This window comes from Gryllotalpicola koreensis (genome assembly GCF_039538185.1).
GTDB classification, from domain to species: domain Bacteria; phylum Actinomycetota; class Actinomycetes; order Actinomycetales; family Microbacteriaceae; genus Gryllotalpicola; species Gryllotalpicola koreensis.
Genome location: NZ_BAABBW010000007.1, coordinates 1 through 26,409, shown reverse-complemented (window position 1 = coordinate 26,409; position 26,409 = coordinate 1). Strand labels below are relative to the sequence as shown.

General features: G+C 69.3%; 25 protein-coding genes and 1 tRNA gene. 19 read left to right on the top strand and 7 right to left on the bottom strand.

Annotated elements, in window-relative coordinates; genetic code table 11:
- Positions 1-9 precede the first annotated feature (9 nt).
- Entirely contained in the window at positions 10-2,454 is a 2,445-nt protein-coding gene (locus ABD708_RS18410) for an ATP-dependent DNA ligase (RefSeq protein ID WP_344757221.1), read from the bottom strand.
- 54 nt (positions 2,455-2,508) lie between these two features.
- Here ABD708_RS18410 and ku point away from each other — a divergent pair, with 54 nt between their 5' ends.
- Both ku and ABD708_RS18400 read left to right on the top strand, forming a co-directional pair.
- Positions 2,509-3,408: a non-homologous end joining protein Ku gene (ku, locus tag ABD708_RS18405; RefSeq protein ID WP_344757220.1), complete on the top strand. Its 900-nt coding sequence runs from the start codon at positions 2,509-2,511 to the stop codon at positions 3,406-3,408.
- An 18-nt stretch (positions 3,409-3,426) separates the two neighbouring features.
- Positions 3,427-3,807 carry a VOC family protein gene (locus ABD708_RS18400; protein WP_344757218.1) on the top strand — a complete coding sequence of 127 codons (381 nt, stop codon included), beginning with the start codon at positions 3,427-3,429 and terminating at the stop codon, positions 3,805-3,807.
- 96 nt (positions 3,808-3,903) lie between these two features.
- Here the strand turns inward: ABD708_RS18400 and ABD708_RS18395 are convergent, their stop codons facing one another.
- Positions 3,904-6,339 carry a beta strand repeat-containing protein gene (locus ABD708_RS18395; RefSeq protein ID WP_344757217.1) on the bottom strand — a complete coding sequence of 812 codons (2,436 nt, stop codon included), beginning with the start codon at positions 6,337-6,339 and terminating at the stop codon, positions 3,904-3,906.
- Between the two features lie 112 nt (positions 6,340-6,451).
- Positions 6,452-7,591 carry a hypothetical protein gene (locus tag ABD708_RS18390; protein WP_344757216.1) on the bottom strand — a complete coding sequence of 380 codons (1,140 nt, stop codon included), beginning with the start codon at positions 7,589-7,591 and terminating at the stop codon, positions 6,452-6,454.
- A 348-nt stretch (positions 7,592-7,939) separates the two neighbouring features.
- Between ABD708_RS18390 and ABD708_RS18385 the strand changes: the two genes are divergently transcribed.
- Complete coding sequence (locus ABD708_RS18385) at positions 7,940-9,103, top strand: LLM class flavin-dependent oxidoreductase (protein ID WP_344757400.1); 1,164 nt, start codon at positions 7,940-7,942, stop codon at positions 9,101-9,103.
- A gap of 69 nt (positions 9,104-9,172) precedes the next feature.
- Positions 9,173-9,805, top strand: coding sequence for a CE1759 family FMN reductase (locus ABD708_RS18380; protein WP_344757215.1), 633 nt, complete (start codon positions 9,173-9,175; stop codon positions 9,803-9,805).
- A 451-nt stretch (positions 9,806-10,256) separates the two neighbouring features.
- Here the strand turns inward: ABD708_RS18380 and ABD708_RS18375 are convergent, their stop codons facing one another.
- Positions 10,257-11,552: an MFS transporter gene (locus ABD708_RS18375; RefSeq protein ID WP_344757214.1), complete on the bottom strand. Its 1,296-nt coding sequence runs from the start codon at positions 11,550-11,552 to the stop codon at positions 10,257-10,259.
- Positions 11,553-11,761: 209 nt separating this feature from the next.
- Positions 11,762-12,382: a TetR/AcrR family transcriptional regulator gene (locus tag ABD708_RS18370; protein WP_344757213.1), complete on the bottom strand. Its 621-nt coding sequence runs from the start codon at positions 12,380-12,382 to the stop codon at positions 11,762-11,764.
- 115 nt (positions 12,383-12,497) lie between these two features.
- Between ABD708_RS18370 and ABD708_RS18365 the strand changes: the two genes are divergently transcribed.
- The 7 genes from ABD708_RS18365 (at position 12,498) to ABD708_RS18335 (ending at position 18,455) form a co-directional block, all read left to right on the top strand.
- Positions 12,498-13,310 carry a sugar phosphate isomerase/epimerase family protein gene (locus ABD708_RS18365; protein ID WP_344757212.1) on the top strand — a complete coding sequence of 271 codons (813 nt, stop codon included), beginning with the start codon at positions 12,498-12,500 and terminating at the stop codon, positions 13,308-13,310.
- Positions 13,307-14,413: a Gfo/Idh/MocA family protein gene (locus ABD708_RS18360; protein WP_344757211.1), complete on the top strand. Its 1,107-nt coding sequence runs from the start codon at positions 13,307-13,309 to the stop codon at positions 14,411-14,413. The genes ABD708_RS18365 and ABD708_RS18360 overlap by 4 nt, the downstream gene beginning before the upstream one ends.
- A gap of 106 nt (positions 14,414-14,519) precedes the next feature.
- Positions 14,520-14,966 (top strand): FAS1-like dehydratase domain-containing protein, encoded by a 447-nt coding sequence (locus ABD708_RS18355; protein WP_344757210.1) that lies wholly within the window; start codon positions 14,520-14,522, stop codon positions 14,964-14,966.
- Position 14,967: 1 nt separating this feature from the next.
- The gene (locus tag ABD708_RS18350) at positions 14,968-15,387 is read left to right on the top strand and encodes a MaoC family dehydratase (RefSeq protein ID WP_344757209.1); all 420 of its coding nucleotides are present in this window, start codon (positions 14,968-14,970) and stop codon (positions 15,385-15,387) included.
- Positions 15,384-16,442: a UDP-N-acetylmuramate dehydrogenase gene (locus tag ABD708_RS18345; protein WP_344757208.1), complete on the top strand. Its 1,059-nt coding sequence runs from the start codon at positions 15,384-15,386 to the stop codon at positions 16,440-16,442. The genes ABD708_RS18350 and ABD708_RS18345 overlap by 4 nt, the downstream gene beginning before the upstream one ends.
- Before the next feature lie 276 nt (positions 16,443-16,718).
- Positions 16,719-17,684, top strand: coding sequence for an ATP-binding cassette domain-containing protein (locus ABD708_RS18340; RefSeq protein WP_344757207.1), 966 nt, complete (start codon positions 16,719-16,721; stop codon positions 17,682-17,684).
- Positions 17,685-17,693: 9 nt separating this feature from the next.
- Positions 17,694-18,455 (top strand): ABC transporter permease, encoded by a 762-nt coding sequence (locus ABD708_RS18335; RefSeq protein ID WP_344757206.1) that lies wholly within the window; start codon positions 17,694-17,696, stop codon positions 18,453-18,455.
- A gap of 102 nt (positions 18,456-18,557) precedes the next feature.
- On the opposite strand, the gene ABD708_RS18330 is transcribed toward ABD708_RS18335, so the two are convergent.
- Together ABD708_RS18330 and ABD708_RS18325 are read right to left on the bottom strand one after the other, a co-directional pair.
- Positions 18,558-18,968: a hypothetical protein gene (locus ABD708_RS18330; RefSeq protein ID WP_344757205.1), complete on the bottom strand. Its 411-nt coding sequence runs from the start codon at positions 18,966-18,968 to the stop codon at positions 18,558-18,560.
- 11 nt (positions 18,969-18,979) lie between these two features.
- The gene (locus ABD708_RS18325) at positions 18,980-20,566 is read right to left on the bottom strand and encodes a PspC domain-containing protein (protein WP_344757204.1); all 1,587 of its coding nucleotides are present in this window, start codon (positions 20,564-20,566) and stop codon (positions 18,980-18,982) included.
- A 115-nt stretch (positions 20,567-20,681) separates the two neighbouring features.
- Here ABD708_RS18325 and ABD708_RS18320 point away from each other — a divergent pair, with 115 nt between their 5' ends.
- From ABD708_RS18320 to ABD708_RS18285, 8 genes are all read left to right on the top strand, one after another.
- Positions 20,682-21,689 (top strand): ATP-binding protein, encoded by a 1,008-nt coding sequence (locus ABD708_RS18320; RefSeq protein WP_344757203.1) that lies wholly within the window; start codon positions 20,682-20,684, stop codon positions 21,687-21,689.
- Positions 21,686-22,342 (top strand): LuxR C-terminal-related transcriptional regulator, encoded by a 657-nt coding sequence (locus tag ABD708_RS18315; protein ID WP_344757202.1) that lies wholly within the window; start codon positions 21,686-21,688, stop codon positions 22,340-22,342. Before ABD708_RS18320 ends, ABD708_RS18315 begins: the two co-directional genes overlap by 4 nt.
- A 95-nt stretch (positions 22,343-22,437) precedes the next feature.
- Positions 22,438-22,510: transfer RNA gene (locus ABD708_RS18310), tRNA-Trp, on the top strand.
- 40 nt (positions 22,511-22,550) lie between these two features.
- Positions 22,551-22,829, top strand: coding sequence for a preprotein translocase subunit SecE (gene secE / locus ABD708_RS18305; protein ID WP_344757201.1), 279 nt, complete (start codon positions 22,551-22,553; stop codon positions 22,827-22,829).
- Positions 22,830-22,897: 68 nt separating this feature from the next.
- Positions 22,898-23,836 (top strand): transcription termination/antitermination protein NusG, encoded by a 939-nt coding sequence (gene nusG, locus ABD708_RS18300; protein ID WP_344757200.1) that lies wholly within the window; start codon positions 22,898-22,900, stop codon positions 23,834-23,836.
- 118 nt (positions 23,837-23,954) lie between these two features.
- Complete coding sequence (rplK, locus tag ABD708_RS18295; RefSeq protein WP_120789538.1) at positions 23,955-24,386, top strand: 50S ribosomal protein L11; 432 nt, start codon at positions 23,955-23,957, stop codon at positions 24,384-24,386.
- Between the two features lie 115 nt (positions 24,387-24,501).
- Positions 24,502-25,191, top strand: a complete 690-nt coding sequence (gene rplA, locus ABD708_RS18290; RefSeq protein ID WP_344757199.1) for a 50S ribosomal protein L1 — start codon at positions 24,502-24,504, stop codon at positions 25,189-25,191.
- Positions 25,192-25,294: 103 nt separating this feature from the next.
- Positions 25,295-26,020 (top strand): DsbA family protein, encoded by a 726-nt coding sequence (locus tag ABD708_RS18285; RefSeq protein WP_344757197.1) that lies wholly within the window; start codon positions 25,295-25,297, stop codon positions 26,018-26,020.
- Positions 26,021-26,409 lie beyond the last annotated feature (389 nt).

Sequence of the window (26,409 nt, the reverse complement as noted above, 5' to 3'; positions counted from 1 at the left end):
GCGGCGACGCTATGACTCGCGCACGACCTCTGACGGCGACTTGTCGGGGCGCAGCCCGCGCCAGGACGGCTGCCGCAGCCGCCCGTCCCGCGTCCACTCGGCGAACTCCACCTCGCCGACGAGCGTCGGCGACATCCAGCGGGCGTCGCTCGCGTCGGCGCGCGGCACGTCGACGAGGGGCGTCGTCTTCCGCGCCTGCTTCTTCGCGAGCGCCGTCAGCTCATCGAGCACCCGGTCGTTGAACCCCGTTCCGACGCGGCCCACATAGTGCAGCCCGTCCTTCCCGGGAATCCCGAGCAGCAGCGACCCGACCGAGCCCGCACGCCGCCCGTTGCCCGGCCGCCACCCGGCGACGACGACCTCCTGCGTGCGGTGCAGCTTCACCTTGAGCCAGCCCTCCGAGCGCTTCCCCACCCGATACGGCGCAGACGGGTCCTTCACCATGACGCCCTCGAGCCGCAGCTCGCGCGCCCGCTCCAGACCCTCGGCGACCGTGCCGTCGAACTCGGGCGGCACCAGCACGTCGTTTTCGGAGCGCACGGATTCCTCCAGCATCCGTCGCCGCTCGTCATAGCGCTCGCCCGTCATGTCCCTGCCGTCGAGCTCGAGCAGGTCGAACAGCATGAACTTCACGGGCACGTCCTTCGCGACTCGCGCGACGTCGGCGGGCTTTGTGAGGCGCATGCGCTGCTGCAGCAGCCCGAAGTCGGGGATGCCACGCTCGTCGACGCCGATCACCTCGCCGTCGAGCACCGCGTCGTGACCGCCGAGTCGTTCGGCGAGTGAGCCGAACTCGGGGTAGGTGGTCGTGATGTCGATGCCGTTGCGGCTCACGAGCCGCGTCTTCCCGTCGCGGACATACGCGAGCACGCGCACCCCGTCCCACTTCATCTCGACGGCGATGTCGTCCTCCGGCACCGTGCGCTCGCTGCCGAGCGTCGCGAGCATCGGCTTGTACTCGCGCTTGGATTTCTTGGGAGACGGATGCTGCGAGCCACCCGTCTTCCGCGGCTTTGGCCTCGCGGGCGCAGCCCGCTCGGCGTCTCGCGCGCGACGACCCACTGGGTCGTCGCTGTTGTGCGCGAGACGCATCCGATGAATCAGCCAGTTCTTCTCATCCCCGCCCTGATGCGTCGCGATCAGCGCGACCTTCACCGGCCCGCCCCCGAGCCCGCCGTGCGGCTGCCCGTGCAGCACGGCGATCACCTCGTCGTCGCGGAACTTCTCGGCGTCGTACTCGCCGTGGTCCCAGATGTCGACGTGCCCGCCGCCGTACTCGCCCTTGGGAATGTCGCCGGCGAACTTCGCATACTCGAGCGGGTGGTCTTCGACGTGCACGGCGAGGTGGTTCTTCTCGCCGGGCTCCGGCACGCCCTTCGGCAGTGCCCAGCTGACGAGCACGCCGTCGTGCTCGAGGCGGAAGTCGTAGTGCAGCCGGCTCGCTGCGTGCTTCTGGATGACGAAGGAATGCCCCGTGCCGGGGTGTGGCTCGCCCTCCGGAACGGGCTCTGGCGTCTTCCCGGCATCCCGCTTGCTGCGGTATGTCGCGAGCTTGTCGGCACCCCGCGGCAGCAGAGGCTCGGCGACATCCCCTCGCTTCTTGATCAGCCCCATCACCTCGTGCAACTCGATCTGCCGCAGCCGCCCCGAGGTGATCTCGCCCCAGGTGCGCGGCATCGCGACATAAGGTCGCGACCGCCCGCGCAGCGAGTACGGCGTGACGGTCGTCTTCGACGCGTTGTTCTGGCTCCAGTCGAGCATCACCTTGCCGCGCCGGTCGGCCTTCTTCATCGTCGAGATGATGAGGTCGGGGTGGTCGGCCTCGAGCGAGCGGGCGAGCTCGTGCGCGGTCTGCGACACCTGATCAGAGGTGGATGCCCCGTCGAGCGCCGCATAGAGGTGAATCCCCTTGCTTCCGCTCGTCACCGGCACCGACGAGAGCCCCATGTCGTCGAGGATCGCCCGCACGAGCTTCGCCACCTCGACGCACTCGGGCAGCCCGACGCCCTCGCCGGGGTCGAGGTCGAGCACCATCCTGTCCGGGTTGCCGGGCTGGCCGGCATCCGTGAATCTCCACTGCGGCACGTGCAGCTCGAGCGCCGCGATCTGCGCCAGCCAGGTCAGCGTCGCGACATCGCCCGCCAGCGGGTAGGTGTTGTCGTGATCCTTGTGGTGGATCACCTGCCGCGGTACCCAGTCGGGCGCCCCGTCGCCGAGGTCCTTCTGGAAGAACACCATGCCCGGCTTCGAGGCCTCGCCGACCCCGTTCACCCAGCGCTTGCGTGTCACAGGGCGTCCAGAGGCATAGGGCAGCAGGTACGGCGCGACCTCGGTGTAATACCTGATCACGTCACCTTTCGTGGTGCCGGTCTCCGGGTACATCACCTTGTCGAGGTTGCTCAGCGTGAGGCGATGCCCCTCGACCTGGACGATCTGCTCGTTTTTCTTGGCCACGCGCGCAGGCTACGTGCGCGTCCGGCTTGCTTCCAGGGCCTTGACGGCGAACGGATGCCTGGGCCAGATGGATCCATGCGAGCAATCGGCAAGCGTTCCATCTCCTTCGGTCTCGTCAGTGTCCCGGTGAAGATCTACACGGCGACCGAGGACCACGACATCGCGCTGCACCAGGTGCACGACAAGGACGGCGGCCGCATCCACTACGAGCGCCGCTGCGACGTGTGCGGCAAGGTGATCCCGTTCGAGCACATCGACCGTGCCTACGACTCGGGCGACCGTACGGTGCTGCTCGACGAGGACGATCTCGAGTCGCTGCCAGAGGCGAGCCGCGACGACGTCGAGGTGGTCGAGTTCGTGCCCTCGGATCAGCTCGACCCGATCACCTTCGAGCGCAGCTACTATCTCGAACCCGAGAAGGGCGGCGTCAAGGCATACGTGCTGCTGCGGCGCACGCTTGAGCGCACCGACCGCACGGCGATCGTGCGCTTCGCGCTGCGCAACAAGACGCATCTCGGCGCACTGCGCGTGCACGAGGACGGCGTCATGGTGCTGCAGTCGCTGCTCTGGGGCGACGAGGTGCGGGATGCCGATTTCTCGGTGCTCGCGAAGCCGCCGCGCGTCACCCCGAAAGAGCAGGAGCTGGCGGATTCCCTCGTGAAGTCGCTCGAGAGCGACTTCCGCCCCGCCGACTACAAGGACGAATACCAGGAGGAACTGCAGAAGCTCATCGACGCGAAGCTCAAGAAGGGCGACGACATCGACACCGCGGCGACGTTCGGCGAGGAGCCGGAGGAGGACGAAGGGGAAGGCGCCGAGGTCGTCGACCTGATGGAGGCGCTGCGCCGCAGCGTCGACAAGAAGCGCTCGTCCCGCTCCGGTGGTCGAGTAGCCGCGAAGCGGCGTATCGAGACCCCTCCCTCTTCCGGCAACTCCCGCCGCACGGCAAACTGACCGGCGGAAGGGAGCATCATGCTGACATCCACGGCCGCATTCAGCGGCCTCGGCGTCGACGACCTCGCCGCAGCGAGGGAGTTCTACGGCGGCAAGCTCGGCCTGACCATCGACGAGAGCCCCGCTGGGCTCACCCTCGAGCTGCCAGGCGGCGGCACGCTGTTCGTCTACGAGTCGCCGGCGTTCACGCCGGCCGGATATACCGCGCTCAACTTCGAGGTCGATGACATCACGGCCGCGGCGGCCGAGCTCAAGGCGGCCGGCATCGAGCTCGAGCGCTATGAGGGACTGCCGCACGACGAAAACGGCATCGTCCGCGGCAAAGAGGCAAACCAGGGGCCGGATATCGGATGGTTCCGCGACCCGTCCGGCAACATCATCTCGATCCTGCAATCCTGACCGCCGTCATCGACGTCGCCCTCGCGGGAGCGCGCTGGGGCCAACGCGGTCAGGCGGGGTGTGCCTGACCGCGTCGGCCCCAGTCAAGGGACGCGGTTACCGGCGGGGAGTGCCGGCGGTCCGCTCCTTCCGGCGCAGCAGCAGTGCGACTGCACCGATCATCAGCAGCGCGAGCGCGGACGCAAGTGCGCCGCCGATGTTCGTGCCGGTGGTGGCGAGGTTGCCCGCCGCGACCGCGGCTGCGGCCTGGTCGAGCGTGAGCGGCGCCGCGAGAGCGCCGGCGCCGGTGATCAGACCGGTCGTCTCGGTGCCGCCGGTGCCGCCGTTACCTCCAGTGCCGCCACCGGGGTTGGTTCCGGTGCCCGGGTTCGTGCCGCCACCGGGGTTGGTTCCGGTGCCCGGGTTCGTGCCGCCACCGGGGTTGGTTCCGGTGCCCGGGTCGGTCCCGCCGCCGGGGTTGGTGCCGCCGCCCGGCGTGGTCCCGGCGTCAGAGTCGCCGAGAACGTCGGTGAGCACCGGGTCGAGCAGGCCCGACCGAGTGGTCACGTCCGAGTTCACGACGTCCTGCAGAGCGGCGACCGGATCGTCGGACTGCAGCGCCGCCGCGGCATCGGTGAGGGTCTGATCGGCGCCCGCGAGAGCATCGTTCACCGTTCCGACCGTGTCGGTGACCACGTCGTCGAGCAGGCCGCCCGCGTCGGTCAGGTCACCGACGAGGTTTCCGCCCGACTCGACGTCAGTGAGGATGTCGTCGGTGTCCGCGGCCGTGTCGCCGACGAGGCCCCCCTCGACGAGCGCGCCGTCACCGGCGATGTCGTTGAGCGCCGAATCGTCGCCGGTCACGTCCGCGATCGGCGAGTCGTCGCCGGTCAGCGGGTCGAGCGGGCTGTCCGAGCCGAGGATCGGGTCGACCACGGGGTCACCGACGACCTGGTCGAGCACGGTGCCCGGGTCGGTCAGATCCTCCAGGACATTGCCGTTGTCCGTGAGCTGGTCAACGACGTTGTCGTCGCCGAGCAGCGAGTCGACGACGCCGTCGTCGAGGCCCAGCGCCGAGGTCACCGGGGCCGTCACGGCAGAGGCGCCGCCGGCCGGAGCCGTCGTCCCGCCGGCGGTGTCGCTGTCACCGAGCAGGTCGGTGGCCGCGTCGTCCGTCAGGCCGGTCGAGTCGAGGGCATCAGCGGTGTTGCTGCCAGCGTCCTGAACCGTCTGCGACACATCGCCGGCGACATCGCCGCCGGTGAGCAGGTCGTTGAGCGTCTGGGCGGTGTCACCCAGAGCGTTCGACACCAGGCCGTTCGACACCTGATCGGTGACGTTCGCCGCGGCATCCTGCCCGGTGGCGGTGAGGTCGTTCACCACGCCGTCGACGTCGGTGCCGAGATCGTCGGCGACCGGGTCGCCGTTCGCGAGGTCGCTGATGACGGCGTCGGTGTTGGCGGCCGCGTCGCCGACGAGGCCCCCCTCGACCAGCGTGCCGTCACCGGCGACGTCGTTCAGCCCGCCGTCCTGCCCGAGCGCGGCATCCACGATGTCCGTGGTGGCCGTCGTGCCGGTCAGGGTGTCAGCGGTGTCGGTCACCGGGGAGAGCGTGGCGGGCAGCTCGCTGTCCGAGCCGAGCAGCGGGTCCAGCACGTCGTCGCCGGCGAGGGTGTCGACGGGGCTGTCCGGGCCGGTGAGGTCTTCGAGCGGCGTCGTGTCGGCGCCGCCGAGCAGCGCAGAGGTGGCGTCCGTGAGGCCCGTGTCCGTGACCGGGGCGAGCGCATTCGCGACGTCGTCGCCCGCGACCGTGTCGGTGCCGGGGTCCGAACTCGTCGCGGTCGTCGTGCCGAGCGTGTCGGCGAGGGCGTCGTCGGCGAGGCCGGTGCTGTCGATGGCATCCGCCGTGCCCGTGAGCGCGTCGTTCACCGTGGTGCCGAGGTCGTCCCCAGCCGAAGCCGGGTCGCCCGCCAGCACATCGCCGACCACGTTCGAGACGTTGTCGGTCGCGGTGGGCACGACGCCCGTGTCGCCGAGCAGCTGCGAGCTGTCGGCCTGCGCGTCGTTCAGCGTCGTGTTGACGTCCGAGACCGCATCCGACACGGTGTCGGTCACGGCGCCGGCGACGTCCCCGCCCGAGGTGGCCGCGTTCAGCACGCTGTCGACGTTGGTGGCGGCGTCGCCGACCGTGCCGCCGTCCACGAGGCTGCCGTCACCGGGAACGTCTGCTGCTGCGGAATCCGCACCCACGGCGCTGTCCACGACGGTCGGGATCGCGGTGCCTGCGGTCGCCTGGTCGACCGCGCTGGTCACCGGAGCGATGGCGGTGTCGGCGCCGACGACGCTGTCGAGCACGGTGTCGCCCGCGGTCGCATCGACCGGCCCGTTGTTGTCCACGAGCGACGAGACCAGATCGGTGCCCGACGCGTTGGACGCATCTGAAGTTGAGGTGGTCGGGTCGTCTGTTGCGGCATTCGCCGCTGCGGCCCCTATGAGGGTCAGACCCCCGAGGGCGACTGCGAACCACAGCGCCCTCACGGCATTGGCTTTCATGGAAGAACTCCTTGACTGGGTAGGAGGGAGCACCGCTAGAGACGGCGCTCCAAAGGACGCGTCTGTCCGCCACGCGCTCGCCGCGAGGGCAAGCGGGCAGACTGCGCCCTACCTAGTCAGGTGAGGAGTCGTGCTCGAAGACGGGGGATGCCGGCAGGGCATCACCGTCGACGAGGGAGGAGAGCCCCGCACCGACTGCGGAGAAGTCGAAGGCGCTGAGCGCGCCGGCAAGCTGCGTCGGCCCGCCGCCACCTGAGGACCCGCCGGCCGAGGCGCTCGCCCCGGAGCCGCTCAGCCCCGAGAGAGGCGACAGCGGCCCGGCGGGCAGGCCGGACGGCACAGCGCCGCTGACGGATGCCGGGGTGACGGATGCCTGTGCGAGCTCACCCGGCGACGCGACAGCGCTGTACCGATCCGGCGCAGCGCCCCGCAGCGGGCCGAACGGACTCGTCGCCTGAGGCGTGGTGGGCGCGGTCGCAGGCGCAGGCGCGCTCGCACTCGAGGGCATGGTCGCCTCGTCGAGTGAACTCGGGTCGGCGCTGCTCGGCAGCGCACCGCTGACGACGGGCACGGATGCCCCGCCAGAGCCATCCCCGCTGAGATTGCTGCCAAGCGCGTCGCCGGTCTGGGTCAGGGTCGTGCCGACCACGCCGGACACCGTGGAGACCGTGTCGTCAAGTCCTGCGCCCGCGGGCGCGGTGACGGTTGAAATCGGCTTCTGACCGGCGATTTCGTTCACGACTCCGCCGACGATCGGGACTGTCTCGACGTCGCCGACGACGCCGTCGACGGTGCCGGAGACCGCGCCGAGAACCGACGAGACCGGCTTCGCCGCAGCAACGGCCGAGGTCGTCTTCGTCACCGGTGCGGTGACCTGCGTGACGGTCGCGGCGACCGGGGCGGTGATCTGCTTCACGGGCGCCTGCACGGGCGCGGGAAGGGCGTTCACCGCCGTCGAGACGACGGCCGAGACGGTCGACGTCGCGGCCGGAACGACCGGGCTCACGCTGCCGACCGCTGCGTCTGCGGTGCTCGTGACCGCTCCGAGCGTCGACCCGACGCCCTGCAGGACGGGGCCGAGCAGCGAGTCGTCGGTGCCGGACGGGGCCGAGACCGAAACGGTGTCCGCGTGCGCCGCAGACGGCGCCAGCACCTGGGAGAGAACGAAGAATCCGCCGCCGACGGCGGCCGCGATCAGGGCACCGCGAATCGTGGCTTTGAGCCACGACGGTGCGCGCCGATCGGATTCCATTCCCATTCCCCCCTGAACGTGACGGATCAGGGGCAGGCTAACTGACAGATGGCAGGAACTCAACGGGTGGTGGGAATCCGCCTCCGTCGGAACGTCCCGCCGCGGGGGTTGGCAGTGGGACGCCCGTCAGGAGGGGGCGCGAGGATCGCTCGCCTTCTCAGCACAACAGACCAAGCGGCGCGGGGCAAGCCGCCGCATCGGGGGACGTCGCAATCCGACACCGAGGTCGGGCGCCGGGGTGGGAATATCACTGCCGTACTCGCAGTTCTATGCAAACGTATGGAAATGGCCGGCCGGGAACCGGCCCCACAGACGAAACGGAAGCAGCGGGCAATGTCCTCTTCATCAATGCAGTTCGGGCTCTTCTCGGTCAGCGACATCACGCCCGACCCGACGACGGGCGTGACGCCGAGCGAGGCCGAGCGCATCAAGGCCGCGATCGCGATCGCGAAGAAGACCGAGGAGGTGGGCATGGATGTCTATGCCATCGGCGAGCACCACAATCCTCCGTTCTTCTCGTCGTCGCCGACCACGCTGCTCGCGGCGATCGCGGCCCAGACCGAGCGCCTCGTCGTCTCGACGGCGACGACGCTCATCACGACGAACGACCCGGTGAAGATCGCCGAGGACTTCGCGATGCTGCAGCACGTGTCCGACGGGCGCGTCGACCTGATGCTGGGCCGTGGCAACACGGGCCCCGTCTACCCGTGGTTCGGCAAGGACATCCGCTCCGGCATCCAGCTCGCGATCGAGAACTACGCGCTGCTGCACCGGCTGTGGCGTGAGGACGTCGTCGACTGGGAGGGTCACTTCCGCACCCCGCTGCAGGGCTTCACCTCGACGCCGCGCCCGCTCGATGGCGTGCCGCCCTTCGTGTGGCACGGCTCGATCCGCAGCCCGGAGATCGCCGAGCAGGCGGCATATTACGGCGACGGATTCTTCGCGAATCACATCTTCTGGCCGGCATCCCACACCCAGCGCATGATCGCGCTGTACCGCCAGCGCTTCGCGCACTACGGCCACGGCGAGGAGAGGGACGCGATCGTCGGCCTCGGCGGCCAGCTGTACCTCGCGAAGAACTCGCAGGACGCGAAGCGCGAGTTCCGGCCGTACTTCGACAACGCACCGGTCTACGGCCACGGCCCGACCCTCGAGGAGTTCACGGAGCAGACGCCGCTCGCCGTCGGCAGCCCGCAGGAGATCATCGACAAGGTGCTCGGCTTCCGTGAGTACGTCGGCGACTACCAGCGCCAGCTCTTCCTGATGGACCACGCCGGCCTGCCGCTCTCGGCCGTGCTCAAGCAGCTCGACCTGCTCGGTGAGGAGGTCATCCCCGTGCTGCGCCGCGAGCTCGACGCCCGCCGCGCCCCCGGCGTGCCTGACGTGCCGACCCACGGGTCGCTCGTCGAGGCGAACGGCGGCCCGCGCGAGTTCCGCCCCGGCGCGAACCGCGGCGACAACCTCACCGATGGCTCCCCCTACCAGAACGCCCCCGCCTCGCTGGTCGAGTAGCGCGCAGCGCCCCCGTCGGTCGAGTAGCGCGCAGCGCGTATCGAGACCCTTCTTCCCGAAAGGACACCAATGCCCACCCGCAAGCTCGCCGTCGTCGCCTCCGGCGTCGGCGCCCCCTCTTCGACGCGCATGCTCGCCGACCGCCTCGCGGCGGCCGCGATCGAGGCGCTTCATGACGAGTTCGAGACCGATGCCCAGGCATCCGTCTTCGAACTCCGTGACACCGCGAAGGACGTCACCAACAACCTGGTGACCGGATTCCCCAGCCCGAAGCTCGCCGAGGTGATCGAGACGGTCGCGGGCGCCGACGGCCTCATCATCGTGACGCCGGTCTTCAACGCGTCGTTCAACGGCCTCTTCAAGTCGTTCCTCGACGTGATCGAGCCGAGCGCGCTGACCGGCCTGCCGACGCTGATCGGCGCGACCGGCGGCTCGCCGCGGCACTCGCAGGTGCTCGACTACGCCATGCGCCCGGTCCTCACCTATATGCATGCCGACGTGCTGCCGACCGGTGTGTACGCCGCGACTGAGGACTGGGCGGGCCAGACGGATGCCTCACTGCCCACCCTCCCCGACCGCATCGCGCGCGCCGGCCGGGAGTTCGCCGCCCGCGTCGCCGTCACCGACCGCTCCAGCCGGATCAGCGACCCGTTCGCACTCGACGGCTCGTTCTCGGTGACGGGCGGTTTCTCCGCGGAGTAGTCCTCCCGACACGCCGACGAGCCTGCTGGTCGAGTAGCGGCCGAAGGCCGCGTATCGAGACCCTCTCCCTGTGCAGAACCCCGCTGAATGTCAGTGGTTCCGCGGATCCTGGTTGTGGATGAAAGTGTGGGCAAGCTGTGTTGAACACTGTGGAAGAAAAAATCCTGGAAACACCACATCTAGTGGCATGACATTCGTGTAATTCCGGATATATAGTGTTCCTACCGCACACGCGGAAGGGGCTCGCAGCCCCGAGTGTTCACCACATAAGCTTCGATTCGAGGGGGCAACCATGGACTACGAGAGCAACGACACCGTCGGCGGTTACGCGGTTCCCGTCGACCCGATGGACCTGCTGCAGTGCGACAGCTGCCAGTAGGCACCACAACTTCCTGAGGGGCCCCGGTCATGCGACCGGGGCCCCTCATCTTTTAAGCTGAAGTCCTGCGGCTCAGCGCACCTTCTTGACCGGGATGATCGCGAGCGCGCCGAGAATGGCGGCGACGCCCGCGCCCCAGAGCATGAGCGTGTAGTTCTGCTGGGTGGCGGAGCCGACGCCCAGCAGGAAGGCCGCTAATGCAGGTGCGAGCGACTGCGGCAGCGCGTTCGCGATGTTGAGCACGCCGAGGTCCTTGCCCGGGCGGTCGGCGTTGGGCAGCACGTCGACGACGAGGGCGGTGTCGACGGCCGAGTAGATGCCATAGGCGGCGCCCATGATCACCTCGGCGACGTAGAAGGAGCCGACCGTCGAGCTGTGCGCGAGCACGATGAGGCCGAGCGCGGTGAGTGCGGTCGATCCGCCGACGAAGATCTTGCGGCGCCCCAGCTTGTCGGAGAGCCAGCCGGATACCGCGGCTGCGGCCATCAGCACGATCGTGTAGAGCAGCACGCCGAAGGCGATCGCCGAGGTCGCCTTCGCGGTGCTGAGGCCGATGTGGTCCTCCATGTACAGCAGCCGGTAGGTGGTGAACATGAAGGTCGCGAAGATGATGAGGAACCGCGACCACCAGGCGAAGCCGAAGTCGGGGTTCTTGAACGGGTTGGTCCAGAACGAGCTCACGATGTTCACCAGAGTGAAGCGCTTGAGCGGGTACTCCGGCAGCTCGTCGCGGCAGACAGCGGCGTACACGACGATGAAGATGACCGCCACGATGCCGGGGATGATGAAGAGCAGCGGCAGCTGGGAGACGAGGAACACCGACAGGTAGGTGCCGGCGAGGATGGCGATGTTCTGTGCCAGGGCGATGACGCTGGAGGAGCGGGCGCGCTGGATCTCCGGAACGTTGTCGGCGAAGCTCGCCGTGAGCGCGGCGAACGCGGCGTTCGCCGCCACCTGGCCGAGCAGCCACGCGAAGATCAGCTCGATGGTGCTGTCCGCGAACGCGATCCACGCGAGGGCTCCGAGGAAGACCACGATGCCGCCGATCATCCAGGGGCGTCGCCGGCCCCAGCGGGTGCGGGTGCGGTCGGACAGCGCGCCGGCGAGCGGATTCGCGAGCAGGGCCCCGAAGGCGCCGATCGGCAGCACGGTGCCGATCACGGTGGCGGGGTGGGCCGGGTCGATCTGCTGCGCCTTGAGCTGCATGCTCACCATGACCGGCGTGAGCAGGGCGGCGAACAGGCCGAACTGGGCGAGGAACAGGCCGACCTGATACCTCGGACCGACCAGGGTGGTCGCGATGGGCTGGGTGAGGGGAGCGGCGGCCGGAAGGGGATCCGACGGCGAGATGGGTCCGGGCGAAGTCATGACGCCTCCTTGAGTCAGGGAAAAACCATACAGTGGCAGGGTTTGCGGCTATGATCGTACCTGACCGTGAGGTCATGTCCATCCCGGTGCGCGCCTCAGCGCCGCGGAGACGCAGCGCAGCGAAAGGGAATCCGATGCACGCCTCCCCGGTGTCGGCGGGATGGATGCGTGTTGGCGCCGCCGCCCGCGCTACAGGGGCGCGGGGCCGTTCAGCGGCTGGTGTCCGAGGATCCGGGAAAGAGCCGTTCGAGCAGCGTCAGGGAGCGACGCACGTCGACCTCGTCCGGCGCGAGGAGCCACTGGACCTGCAGGCCGTCGGAAGCCGCGATGATCAGGGCCGCGGCGTCGACCGGGTCGATGTCCGGCGCGATCCTCCCGGCATCCTGCCCCTCCCGAATGCTGTCGGCGAGGCTTGCGCGCAGCTGCCGGAAGCGGGCGCCGATGAATTCCGTGGAGATCGGATGCGCCTCCTGCAGCGCATCGGTCGCGAGCGTCGCATAGAGGCGCACCAGTCCGGGGATCGCGCGGTTGCGCTCGGCGCTGGCGGCGATCGTCTCCACAGCCCCGCCCTCGAAGCCGGCTCCGGCCGTCACACGCTCCTCGTGCTCCCGATAGACCTCGACGAGCAGCTCGTCGCGCGAGGCGAAGTAGTGGCGCAACGTGGCGTGCGACACGCCGATCGCCTCGCCGAGGGTGCGCAGCGAGGTGCCGTCGACCCCGCGTTCGGCGAACTCCTCGATAGCGTTGCGAATGATCTGGTGGCGGCGGGCGATGCCCTTCGAGTACGGTCCGCGCGCGTGCTTTCCGCCGCTGGGGTCGCCGTCGCTCATGCCGCCATCGTAGGGCGGCGACGCTCAGGCATCGGCCCACCCCGTTCTCGAGGTCGTGGGGGATCGAGCCCCCGCCGCCTCACGTCACCGCAAGAAACACCGTAAAGGAGCAACCGTGTCCCCTACGTCCGTCCAGCTGTACTCAGTGCGCGACGCCGTCGCCGAGAACGTCGACGCCGCCGTCGCACGCCTGGCCGAGATCGGCTTCACCCACGTCGAGCCGTATGCGTTCCACGAGCGCACCGCCGACTTCACGCGCGCCTTCGGCGCCGCGGGTGTCACGGCCCCGACCGGCCACGCCCCAGTGATCGACGCCGAGGACGCGTCCGCGATCTTCGACGCGGCCGCCGAGCTCGGCATGTCGCTCGTCATCGACCCCTTCATCCCGACCGACCGCTGGCAGACCGCCGACGACGTGCGCCGCATCGCCGAGCGCGTCAACGAGCTGAGCGAGCAGGCATCCGCCCGCGGCCTCGCCTTCGGCTACCACAACCACCAGTGGGAGTTCACGAACAAGGTCGACGGCCGCCCCGTCTACGAGCTGTTCGTCGAGCAGCTCGAGCCTGCCGTCAAGCTCGAGGTCGACACCTTCTGGGCGACCGTCGGCGGTGCGGACGTCCCCGCGCTGCTGCGCTCCCTCGGGGGCCGGGTGGCGGCCATCCACGTCAAGGACGGCAAGATCGATGACGCGATCCGCGACGTGCTGCCCAGCAGCGAGAGCGCGCTGATCGTGCCCGACGCGCTGAAGGCGGCGTTCGAGAACCAGACCCCGGCCGGTCAGGGCGACCTCGACGTCGCGGCGATCCTCGCCGCCGCTCCGCAGGCGCTGCGCGTGGTCGAGTTCGACGCCTACCGGGGCGACGTGTTCGACGGGATCGCCGAGTCCTTCGCGTGGCTCGCGGCGAACGACGCCGAGGTGACCGCGTGAGCACGTCCGAGCGCGCCGGCGTCGGCATCATCGGCGCTGGAGTCATCTCCGACCAGTACCTCCAGAACCTCACCCGGTTCCCCGAGGTCGAGGTGAAGTTCATCGCCGACGTCCTGCTGGACCGCGCCGCCGCACAGGCCGAGAAGTACGGGGTGCCGCACTCGGGCACGGTCGACGAGCTGCTGGCCCGTGAGGATGTCGAGCTGGTCGTGAACCTCACGATCCCGGCCGTGCACACCGAGATCGGGCACTGCATCGTGGCCGCAGGCAAGCACGTCTGGAGCGAGAAGCCCGTCGCGCTCGACCACGCCTCGGCGGCGGAGCTGCTCGCCGCGGCCGCGGCAGCCGGCGTGCGCGTGGCCTGTGCCCCGGACACGGTACTCGGCGCCGGCATCCAGACCGGACTGCGGGCGATCGCCCGCGGCGACATCGGTGAGCCGCTGACCGCGACGACGATGTTCCACGTGCCGGGGCCGGAGGCGTGGCATCCGAACCCCGATTTCCTGTTCGCCACGGGCGCGGGGCCGTTGTTCGACATGGGCCCGTATTACGTGACCACCCTCGTGCACGTCTTCGGCTCGGCGACTCGCGTGCAGGCCGTCTCGTCGAAGTCGCGCGAGACGCGCACGATCGGCAGCGGTCCGCGCGCGGGCGAGAGCTTCCCGGTCGAGGTGCCCACGCACCATGCGGCGCTGATCGAGTTCGGGGCCGGCCGCTCCGCGCAGTCGACGTTCTCGTTCCAGCACGCGCTGCCCCGCATGGGGTTCGTCGAGATCAACGGCACGGAGGGCACCATCAGCCTGCCCGACCCGAACATGTTCGACGGCGACAGCACACTGTGGCGCTATGGGCAGGCAGAGCCCGAGACGATCCCGGCGCAGGGTGCTGCGTACGGGCGCGGCACGGGTGTCGTCGAGCTGCTGCGTGCGATCCGCGCGGGTGTTCCCGAGCGCGCATCGGGCGCGGTGGCCGCGCATGTCCTCGACGTGCTGCTCGGCATCCGCGATGCCGCTGAGACCGGCACGGCCGTCGAGATCGCCTCGGCCATCGAGTCGATCGCCCCGCTACCAGAGGGCTGGGACCCGATGGATGCCGCGGCCTGAGCCCGCCTCGCCCGACAAGAGCCCCCTGCCTGGCAGGGGGCTCTTCGCGTGAAAGGGCGCCCAGCTGTCCGGAAAGATCTCATAGAACCCTCGTTAGGCTTTCCAGGTGCCGATCAATCCCGACATCCAGGGCCGCACGCTCGAGCCGACCGCGCCCTATCTGGTGGGCCGCGAGAAGATCCGCGAGTTCTCCCGTGCCGTCTTCGCGACGAATCCCGTGAACCTCGACCCGGCGGCGGCGCAGGCCGCGGGCTATGCGGACGTCGTCGCCCCGCCGACCTTCCCCATCGTGATCCAGCAGCTCACCCTCGACCAGCTGCTCGCCGAGCCCGACGCGGGCATCGACTTCAGCCGCGTCGTCCACGGCGACCAGCGCTTCAGCTACACGCGCCCGATCGTCGCCGGCGACGAGCTCACGGGGCGCCTCACGGTCACGAGCGTCAAGAGTCTCGGCGGCAATGCGATGATCACGGCTGACACGGTGGTGACGGATGCCGCCGGGGGCCACGTCGTCACCGCGATCTCCACCCTCGTCGTGCGAGCGGAGGACTGACATGAGCGACAGCATCAGCACCCTGACCGTCGGCGACGTCGTCGCCCAGGCGGCCTTCCCCCTGACGCGAGACTCGCTCGTGCGCTACGCCGGCGCCTCGGGCGACTTCAACGCGATCCACTACCGCGATGACGTCGCGGCATCGGTCGGTCTGCCGGGCGTGCTCGCCCACGGCATGCTGACGATGGGCCTCGCGGTGCAGCCGGTCTCCGACTGGCTGGGCGACCCGGGCCGCATCCTCGACTACCAGGTCCGCTTCACCCGCCCCGTCGTCGTCGACCCCGAGAACGGTGCCGAGATCCTCGTCGTCGCGAAGGTCGGCAAGCTCGACGAGGAGGCCGGCCAGGCGCGCATCGACCTGACGGTGACCGTCGGCGAGCAGACGGTGCTCGGCAAGTCCCAGGTCGTCGTCCGCCTGTGACCGACGCGACCCCTGCGCTCTCCGAGCTCACTACCCTGCACGTCGGCGGGGTGCCGGCCGCGTTCTTCGCGCCCGAGGCCGAGGCCGAGCTGATCGATGTGGCCCGCGAACTCTGGTCGCAGGACGAGCCGTGGCTGATCCTCGGCGGCGGCTCCAACACGGTCGCCCCCGACGAGGGCTACGCGGGTGCGGTGCTGCGCGTAGCGACCCGCGGCATCGAGCGCCTCGACGCGCCTACAGGCGAGGTGCGCCTGCGCATTCAGGCGGGTGAGCCGTGGGACTACGTCGTGAGCGTCGCTGTCGACAACGGCTGGGCGGGCATCGAGACCCTGAGCGGCATCCCCGGCTCGACGGGCGCCGTCCCGGTGCAGAACGTCGGAGCCTACGGGCAGGAGGTCGGCACGTCGCTCATCGCCGTCGAGGTGCTCGACGCCGAGTCCCTCGAGGTGCGCCGGCTCGAGGCATCCGCTCTCTCCCTCGGCTATCGCGATTCGATCTTCAAGCACGGCTACCAGGGCCTGATCACGGCCGTCGAGCTGAAGTTGATGCAGGCGGGCACGGATGCCTCGGCCGAGGGCGCCCCGATCGCCTACGCCCAACTCGCGGCAGCCCTCGGAGTCGACCTCGGCACCCGCGTCTCGCTCGGCGCGGCGCGCGACGCGGTCATCGCGCTGCGCCGCTCGAAGGGCATGGTGCTCGACCCATCCGATGCCGACACCTTCAGCGCGGGGTCCTTCTTCACCAACCCGATCGTGCCCGAGTCGTTCGCGCGCGCACTGCCGGGTGATGCGCCCCGCTGGCCCGTGGCCGATCAGCCCGACGACGGGCCGGTGCTCGTGAAGCTCAGCGCCGCGTGGCTCATCGAGCACAGCGGCATCGGCCGGGGTTTCGCGCTGCCCGGCTCGCGTGCTGCCGTCTCGAGCAAGCACACCCTCGCCCTCACCAACCGCGGGGGAGCGACCGCGCGCGAGATCGTCCAGCTCGCCACCTTCATCCAGGCGCGCGTCTCGAACGACTTCGGCATCAACCTGCAGCCAGAGCCCGTCATCCTCTGACGCGCCCTCGTCCGGTTCCGCCCACCGCCCTTCTCACCACCGCCCTTTCCCTACCACCCTTTTCCCCATCGTCCTTTCCCCATCGTCCTTTTCCTCATCGCCCTCCCTCACCGCGCCGATTGGTCGCGAATGGCCCCCTGCGTGGTCGCATATGGCGCGCCCTCTCTCGGAAAGCGGGCCGTTCGCGACCAGCGGGCGCCGCGTATCCTCTTGCGCCCCAGCCCTCGCCTCGCTATCTTAAACGCGATATATCGCGATATAGCGAAAGGATGCCCCATGATCCACGCCCGCGGCCTGGCCCGCACCTTCACCACCCGACGCGGCCGCGAGCGCGTGCAGGTCGAAGCCGTCAAAGGCGTCAACCTCGACGTCGAGTCCGGTGAGATCGTCGGATTCCTCGGCCCGAACGGCGCCGGCAAGACGACGACCCTGCGCATGCTGACGACCCTGCTCACCCCGACGCACGGCACCGCGACGGTCGCCGGCCACGATCTCAAGAGCGACCCCGTCGGCGTGCGCCGCTCGATCGGCTACGTCAGCCAGAGTGGCTCGACCGCGATGTCCGGCGTCAAAGCCGGCGAGGAGATCGTCGACCATGGCGCCATGTACGGCCTCGACCGCACCCGCGTCGAGGCCCGCGGCCGCGAGCTGTTCGAGCAGCTCGACCTCGACGGGCTCTGGCACCGCGAGCCGAAGACGCTCTCCGGCGGCCAGCGCCGCCGCCTCGACATCGCCATGGGCCTCGTCCACGACCCCGGGCTCGTCTTCCTCGACGAGCCGACGACGGGGCTCGACCCGCAGGCCCGCGCCAACCTCTGGGTGCACATCGCGGGCCTGCGCGACCGCCTGGGCACCACCGTCTTCCTCACGACGCACTACCTCGACGAGGCCGACGCGCTCTGCGACCGCGTCCTCGTCATCGACCACGGCGAGATCGTCGCCTCCGACACCCCCGACGCGCTCAAACGCCAGGTCGCCGGCGACCTGATCGAGCTCGTGCTGGGCGACCCCTCGCACGTCACGATCGCCGCACAGCAGCTGGCGCGCATCACGTCGGATGCCGCGACCGATGTCAACGGCGGCGTGGTCACGGGCCGTGTGCCGAGTGCGGGCGAGGAGCTGCCCGGGCTGCTGCGCTCCCTCGACGCCGCCGGTGTCGCGCTCGCCTCCATCGAGGTGCGCCGCCCGACCCTCGACGACGTCTTCCTCACCATGACCGGCCGCTCCCTCCGCGACGCCTAAGGACCACACATGTCTGCCCTCGCCACCACCGCCATCGTCTACCGCCGTCAGTTGCGTCAGAATCTGCGCAATCCGGTCTGGATCATCATCGGCCTCGCCCAGCCGGTGCTGTACCTCGTCCTCTTCGGCCCCTTGCTCAAGCCGCTCGCCGCGCAGATCGGCACGACGAACGCCTATACCTTCTTCGTCCCCGGCCTGCTGCTGCAGCTCGGACTCTTCGGCGCCCTCTTCGCGGGCTTCGGCCTCGTCTCCGAATGGCGCGAGGGCGTCGTCGAGGCCGAGCGCGTGACCCCTGCGCCGCGGACCACGCTGCTCCTCGGCCGCGTCCTTCGGGACGTCTCGCTCGTCGGCGTCCAGTCCGTCATCCTGATCGCGCTGGCGTTCGCCTTCGGGCTCGACGGGTCGATCCCCGGAATGATCCTCGGCGTCGTCATCACGATGCTGCTCGGCGGCGCGTGCTCCTCGGCGTCCTACGCACTCGCGCTGTCGACCAAGAGCGAGGACGCCCTTGCCCCGATCCTCAACAGCATCGCCCTTCCGGTGATGCTGCTCTCTGGCATCATGCTGCCGATCAGCACCGCGACCGGTGCTCCGCAGTGGCTCGTGACGCTCTCCGACGTGATCCCGACGAAGTACATCGTCAACGGTCTGCGCACCGCGTTCACCGGCGACATCTTCACCGGCCCGACGATGTGGGCGGTGTTCTGGGCCGTGGTCTTCGTGATCGCGGGGCTGTGGGTGGGCACGCGCACCTTCCGCCGCGACGCATAGCGAAGGGAGAGACGGATGCCTGGCACCAGGCACCCGTCTCTCTCCTCCCTTGATCGGCAGCGCGTGCGAAGCGCGTGCGTGTCGAGACCCGTCCCCGACCCGTCAGCTCCGCTGCCGCGTGGCCGCCTTGAGCCCTTGGGTCAGACCGATGATCAGCAGCAGCGCCCCGAGCCCCAGCGCACCGACGATCGCCCAGCCGCCGCCGCTGAGCGACAGGATCCAGTCGCTGAACGCCGCCCGGCGATCCTCCGCAAGGAGAGTCCACACGGTGAACCATCCAGCGGCCGCGAATACGAGGCCCCAGATGATCCCCGCCCAGCGCACGCGCGGAGTCGTCCGCACAGGCCGCTCCGGCCGCGGGCTGAGCCACGCGGGTTCGGCTGCCGGCAGCGAGGCCGTGGGCGCGGGTGCCGCAGAGCCATCTCCGACCGCCGCGCCTTCCGCCCCGGCATCCGTCTCGCTCGCGAACAGCTCATCGAGCTTCGCGGTGGGTGCGGTGTTCTTGTCGCTCATGTTCGTGTCCTTCAGTCGAGGTAGCCGAAGCCGCTGTCGGGGCGCTCGCCGCCCTGGTAGATGTAGACGCCGCCGTGCCCCTGCGTGACATCGATCACGAGGTCGGCCGTGCCGCCGTCGGTGTTGTCCCAGCTGCGCTGCACGGCCTTCGCGCCGTCCGCGGCGTCGAGGTGCAGCACGGGTTGCGGCTCCATCTCGCCGTCCTCGCGCTGGTACGGGTGCACCTCAGAGTCCGTGCTCGTCACGTCGACGCGCGCCTTCACCCCATCGCCGAGGTACACGGCGACGGCGCCGAAGGTCTGGTCGATCTCGACCTCGCGCGTGCCGCTCGAGCCGAGATCCGCCGCCGCCGCGTCGATCTCGACCTGGCCGGCGAACTGCGTGTACGTGATGTCCCGGTCTGCGCGCAGCTGGGTGTAGCCGACCGGAGCGTTGTGCACCGGCCAGCCGAACGAGCCGAGCCCGATCACCATGGTCGCGATCGCGAGGAACGCCAGGAAGCCGCTGCGGCGTCGCGCCGCCCCGGCGACGACCATGCCGAGGCCGATCGCCATGAGCGCGACGGCCATGCCGATGGGCGCGGCATAGCGGCTGATGTCCGCGTCGCCCGTGGCGATGACTCCCGCGATGCCGCCGGCGACGAGCGCGACGCCGATCACGAGTGCGACGCCCCAGCCCGCCAGGCGGGGGTTCGCCGCGCGCCGCGCGAGTCGATTCTGCTCGAGCTGCGCGGCGAGCGCCTGCGACTGCGCGCGCACCTCGGCGCTGCGCGCATCGCGCACCGCACGCGTCTGCGCCCGCTGCTGCTCCTGCCATGCCTGGTGCTGCTGACGCCAGGCGTCGTACCGCTCGCGCCACTCGCTGAGGTCGTCCTTCGTCGCTCCGGCCCCCGGGGCTGAGGGGGCGTCCGGCGGCTGCTCGCCCGATTTCTGATCGGATGCCTGGGCCGGCGTCTCCGGCGCGCTCGCCGTCGCCTCGCCCTGGGGCGCGGCCGACGCCGTCTGCGCTGGGGCCTGAGGTGTCGCGGTGAACGGAGCCCCGGCAGCGGGGTCCGGCTGCGGCGCCTGCGACGCGGCGAACGGCCGCTGCCCGGGCGGCGTGCTGCGGTACCGCCGCACCAACCACACGATGAACCACACGATCGCACCGAGGACGGCGAGGTTCCACAGCACGCGCAGCACGACCGCGGGCGCCGCGATCCACCACGCCGACGCGGTGATGTGGTCGCCCCACCACCACACGCCGTTCGTGAACGGGACGAAGGTCAGGACGACCAGGATGCCGATGCCGATGAGCGGCGCGTCGAAGATCCCGCGCAGCATCCGCTCAAGGTGGATCTCGCCCTGCGCGTCCGGCAGCAGCAGCCATGCGGCCGCATAGAAGAAGAGAGCGGGGCCGCCCAGGATGGCGATCACCACGGCGATGCCGCGGACGATCAGCGGGTCGAGCCCGGTGCGCAGGGCGATGCCGCCGCACACGCCGCCGATCCAGCCGTCCGCGCGGACCACGCCGAGACTGCGCAGCCACGTGAAGAAGCGGTTGGAGGCCGGCCGGGGTGCGTTCGGCGGCGAGGTGGGGGTGGAAGTCTGGTTCGTCACACTTCGATGGTCCCGTCAGGCAGGTCCCAGGCGCCATGAGGGGGTGCCCTGATCCGACCCTGAAAAGCCGCGCGCGGAGGGGTCAGGGTCGCACGCGCAATGGTTTGATTCCAGCATGAGCTCCCTTCCCGCCGCCCCACGTCGCGTGCCGCTGCTGCGCCCGCGCGACTGCGTCGTCGGCGGGGTCAGCGTCGGCCTCGCGCGGCACCTCGGCTGGGAGGTCGGCACGGTGCGCTGGCTGTTCGTCGGCACGAGCCTGCTCGGCGGAGCGGGCGTCCTTCTGTACGCGTGGCTGTGGGCGACGGTGCCGGTCGAGGACCCGGTGACGGATGCCGGCACGGCGACTCCTCCCGTCAGGCACCGCATCCCCCTGCGCTGGGTCGGGGTCGTCGCGTGCCTGGTCGCCGCGCTGGTCCTGCTCCTCTCGTGGGAGCGCACGGGGGGAGTGGTCGCCGGTCTCGTCTTCACCCTCATGGTGCTGCTCGCGGCGATCGGGGTCTTCGGGCCGTGGGCGATCCGGCTGTGGCATGAGCTGATGGCCGAGCGCACCAAGCGCGTCCGGGAGGAGGAACGCGCCGAGATGGCGGCCCACCTGCATGACTCGGTGCTCCAGACCCTCGCGCTCATCCAGAACCGCGCGGGCGCCTCGAGCGAGGTCGCCCGGATCGCCCGCGCGCAGGAGCGCGAGCTGCGCGAGTGGCTCTATGCAGGCGTCGGCACCGCAGACAGCGACCTCGCCACCGACCTCAAGGACTACGCGGCCGCGCTCGAGCTCGACTATCCGGTCCGCTTCGACGTGGTCGCCGTCGGGCAGAGCACCGAGCGTTCGAGCGGCGAGCTCGCGGCATCCTCCCGTGAGGCGATGCTCAATGCCGCGCGGCACGCGGGCGGTGACGTGTCCGTCTATATCGAGGGCTCGGCTGCGGCCGTCGACATCTTCATCCGCGACCGCGGCCCGGGTTTCGACCCCGCGCAGGTTCCGGAACACCGCCTCGGAGTGCGAGAGTCGATCATCGGGCGCATGCGCCGCGCCGGGGGCTCTGCGACCGTCGGGTGCGGCGCCGGCGGCACAGGCACCGAGGTGCACCTGCATTTCGACGTCGGACGGAGGGACGAGTCGTGACCGAAGCCATCACCGTCGTGGTCGTCGACGATCACTCCATCTTCCGCTCCGGATTGCGCGCCGATCTCGAGGACTATGTGCACGTCATCGGCGAAGCGGGCGACGTCGACGGCGCGGTCGCCGCGGTGACCCGGCACCAGCCACAGGTCGTGCTCCTCGACGTGCACCTGCCGGGCGGTCAGGGCGGGGGCGGCGCCGAGGTCATCCGCCGTGCCGCCCCCACGGCTCCCGGGAGCCGTTTCCTCGCACTCAGCGTGAGCGACTCGGCCGAAGACGTCGTCGGAGTGATCCGCGCGGGCGCCCGCGGCTACATCACGAAAGGCAGCTCGGGGGCGGAGGTCAGCCGCGCCGTCGCGACCGTCGCCGGCGGCGACGCGGTCTTCTCGCCTCGCCTGGCCGGCTTTGTCCTCGATGCTTTCGGCGCGGCGGCCGGCGAGCAGGCGCAGACCGATGAGGAGCTCGACCGGCTCTCCGCCCGCGAGCGCGAGGTCATGCGCCTGATCGCACGCGGCTACTCCTATAAAGAGGTCGCCGCCGAGCTCTACATCTCTATCAAGACCGTCGAGACCCACGTGTCCGCCGTGCTGCGCAAACTCCAGCTGTCCTCGCGGCACGAGCTCACCGCGTGGGCGCTCGAGCGCAGGCTGCTGTGAGACCCGTCTCGTTTTGCGCCCCTCTTCCCCCTCACCTAAACTGTTCGAGGTGGTTGAAATCTGCCAAGCTTTTCCATGCCCAGATTTCAGTCCATAGGGCGGTGGCTCAATTGGTAGAGCAGCGGTCTCCAAAACCGCAGGTTGCAGGTTCGAGTCCTGTCCGCCCTGCAAGCCGGCGCGATGCGTCGGCCCGTGAAAGGTGAGCTGAGTGGCCCGAAAAGTTATCGACGAGCCCAGCGAGGACGTCGTAGCGATTGCGAAGAGACAGCGCGCTGAGCGCCGTAACCCCTTCGCGCGCGTTGCTCTGTTCTTCCGTCAGGTGATGGGGGAACTGCGCAAGGTCGTCACCCCGACCCGTGGCGAGCTGTTCAGCTACACCGGCGTCGTGCTGATCTTCGTGATCATCATGATGGCGCTGGTGTTCGGTCTCGACCAGCTGTTCGGGTGGCTCGTCCTCCTCGCCTTCGGGTCGGGTCCCGCTTCCTGACCTCCACGGGTGAGACGGTCTGCCGGCCGTACGTGACAGGCCGAGTAACAGAAATGGATTGGTGAGCAGTGGCTAAGAGTGAGCGCGAAGACGTCGATTGGGCGACCGCCGCAGAGCAGTCGGCCGAAGACGACGAGGCGCAGACGGGCAGCATCAACGCGGTCGATGAGGCCGATGTGGATGCCGCTGAGCACGGTGCCCTGCACGAGACCGGTACCGACGGCGACGACGTCGACCTGAACGCGGTGCTCGATGCGATCGCTGAGGCGTCAGACCCCGAGGCCGACCACGTCGTCGACGAGGCACTCGAGGTGCCGACCTCCGAGGACGCGGAGGCTGTGGTCAACGCCCTTGAGGATGCCGACGACGAGGCCGCGGCCGAGGCCGAGGTCGACCCGTACGAGGCATTCAAGACCGAGCTGCGCATGAAGCCGGGCAAGTGGTACGTCATCCACTCCTACGCCGGCTTCGAGCGCCGCGTGAAGTCGAACCTCGAGAACCGCATCCAGTCGATGGACATGCAGGACTACATCTTCCAGATCGAGGTCCCCATGGAAGATGTGGTCGAGATCAAGAACGGCCAGCGCAAGATGGTCACCCGCGTGCGCATCCCCGGCTACGTCCTCGTCCGTATGGATCTGAACGAGGACAGCTGGTCGGTCGTGCGCCACACCCCCGGTGTGACCGGATTCGTGGGCAACGCCCACAACCCGACGCCGCTGCGCTTCAACGAGGCCTTCGACATGCTGAAGAGCCTGGTCCAGGTCGAGGCCGCCCCGGCCGGCCGCACCGGCGCGAAGGGCCAGAAGGCTGCGGCCCGTGCGATCCCCGCCGAGGTCGACTTCGAGATCGGCGAGACGATCACCATCAAGGAGGGCTCCTTCGCGGGCCTGCCCGGCTCCATCAGCGAGATCAACCCGCAGAGCGGCAAGCTCACGGTCCTCGTCTCGCTGTTCGAGCGCGAGACCCCGGTCGAGCTCAGCTTCGACCAGGTCACCAAGCTGTAAGAAGCCGTCAGCTTCTTCGACTAAGATTCCACGGTCCACCGCCGGCGTCCGCCGCGCGGGAGAGCGCGCGCTCTGCTCACCGAGCAGCCAGCGCACTCGAACAGAAAGAAGGAAACCAATGGCTCCCAAGAAGAAGGTCACTGGTCTGATCAAGCTTCAGATCAAGGCCGGCGCTGCGAACCCTGCCCCGCCGATCGGCCCCGCGCTGGGTCAGCACGGCGTGAACATCATGGAGTTCTGCAAGGCGTACAACGCTGCCACCGAGGCGCAGCGCGGCAACGTCATCCCGGTCGAGATCACCGTCTACGAGGACCGCTCGTTCACGTTCGTCCTCAAGACCCCGCCGGCCGCCGAGCTCATCAAGAAGGCCGCGGGCGTTCCCAAGGGCTCGGGTGTGCCGCACACCAACAAGGTCGGCAAGATCACCCGCGAGCAGGTCCGTGCCATCGCACAGGAGAAGCTCGTCGACCTGAACGCGAACGACCTCGACGCCGCCGAGAAGATCATCGCCGGCACCGCCCGCTCCATGGGCATCACCGTCGACGCGTAACACTCTTCCGATGGTTGAGGAGCGCGCGTAGCGCGCGTCTCGAAACCATCCTCAACACATCTCGTGGCAGCGCCGGCCAGGCGCGACGACCACCCTCTCTCAAGGAGAACCAGACATGGCACAGAAGTCCAAGGCCTACCGGGCCGCGGCCGACAAGATCGAGGCCGGCAAGTTCTACACCCCGAACGAGGCCGTCACCCTCGCGAAGGAGACCGGCTCCGCGAAGTTCAACTCGACCGTCGAGGTCGCGCTGAAGCTCGGCGTCGACCCGCGCAAGGCCGACCAGATGGTGCGCGGCACCGTCATCCTCCCGCACGGCACGGGCAAGACCGCCCGCGTCATCGTCTTCGCGACGGGCCCCGCGGCTGAGGCCGCGATCGCGGCCGGTGCCGACGAGGTCGGCGGCGACGAGCTGATCGAGAAGGTCGCCGGCGGTTACACCGCCTTCGACTCCGCGGTCGCGACCCCCGAGCTCATGGGCAAGGTCGGCCGTCTCGGCAAGGTGCTCGGCCCGCGCGGCCTGATGCCGAACCCCAAGACCGGCACCGTGACCCCGAACCCGGCGAAGGCCGTCGAGGACATCAAGGGCGGCAAGATCGAGTTCCGCGTCGACAAGCATGCCAACGTTCACTTCGTCGTGGGCAAGGCCGGCTTCAGCGCCGACCAGCTCGCCGAGAACTTCAAGGTCGCGATCGACGAGGTCCAGCGCCTCAAGCCGGCCGCAGCCAAGGGCCGCTACATCCAGAAGGGCGCCGTCTCGACGACCTTCGGCCCGGGCATCCCGCTCGACGTGAACGCACTCTAGGCAGCACTCTCATCCTTCGAAGGGCCCGCCATCGGCGGGCCCTTCGTCGTCCGTCCGGGCGGGTCGCGGGGAACACCCAGTTCGGCATGCTTAGATACAAGACATGTCTATATCGCTGCGATCTCGCTGGGGAAAGGCGGCTGCTGCGACGGCCGTCCTTGCTGTCGCAGTCGGGTTGAGCGCCTGCACGCCGACGCCGCACGCCGACGCCCCCGACGACTCTGTCTCTGAGCAGATTCTTGCGCCTCGTGGCGTGATCGACAACGCATTCCAGCTCGGCACGGGCGGCGTTGTCGTCGACCTCTTCACCGACGCGTCGTGTCCCTATTGCAAGCGCTTCGATCTCGCAGCGTCCCACGAGCTCCAGGCGCGCATCGATGCCGACGAGATCACCCTCCGCCTGCATCCGATGAACTACGTGAGCGGCAAGCACGGCGACGCGACCGAATTCTCGACGCGTGTCATGAATCTGCTCGCTGCGATTGCCGACAGCGGGCAACTCGCCCGTGTGCCGGCGGTCTACTCCGCGGTGCTCGCAGCGCAGCCCGCGGACGAGGCAGCCCCATTGCCCGATAACCACCGCCTGCTCGCGATTGCGGAGTCTGCCGGGGCGCAGATTCCAGACCCCGTCAGAGAGGCCGTAGTCGCCGGCCGATGGAACTCATGGGTGCAGCAGGCGAACGATGCTGCGATAGGCCGTGAGATCGGGTCGACCGGTGTGGTGCTCCAGTATGTGCCGACGGTCCTCGTGGGCGGTCGCCAGGTGGGGATTCGTGAAGACGGCACCGATCTCCAGCGCTTGCAGGAGGCCATCAGCACTGCTCGCTGAGCTCGATCGGGCCGGGCGTCTCCGCGCGATTCGGCGCGACACGCCCGGCTGGCAGGCATGATTTGTAGCTCGCGTCACGCGCCTCCTAAAGTAATAACTCGTCACCCCAAAGGTGCGGCTGAGCTGCTCAGCTCGCCGGCCTCAAGCGGAGATGATCTCGAGCCTTCGAAGCCCGCTCCGGTTTGGGGCGAGTGCAACGAGGTGCTAAGATAGAGAAGTTGCCCCGGAATGAATCCGGTCGGTTTTCCGGCCGGTCGAGTCTGGGTGCGTACGGTCTTTGAGAACTCAACAGCGTGCACATTGTCAATGCCAATTCCCGGCGCCTGATCGTTTTTGGTTGGGTGTTGGATTCCTTTGGTTTATTTGATTGATTGAATGTCAGTTTTGAT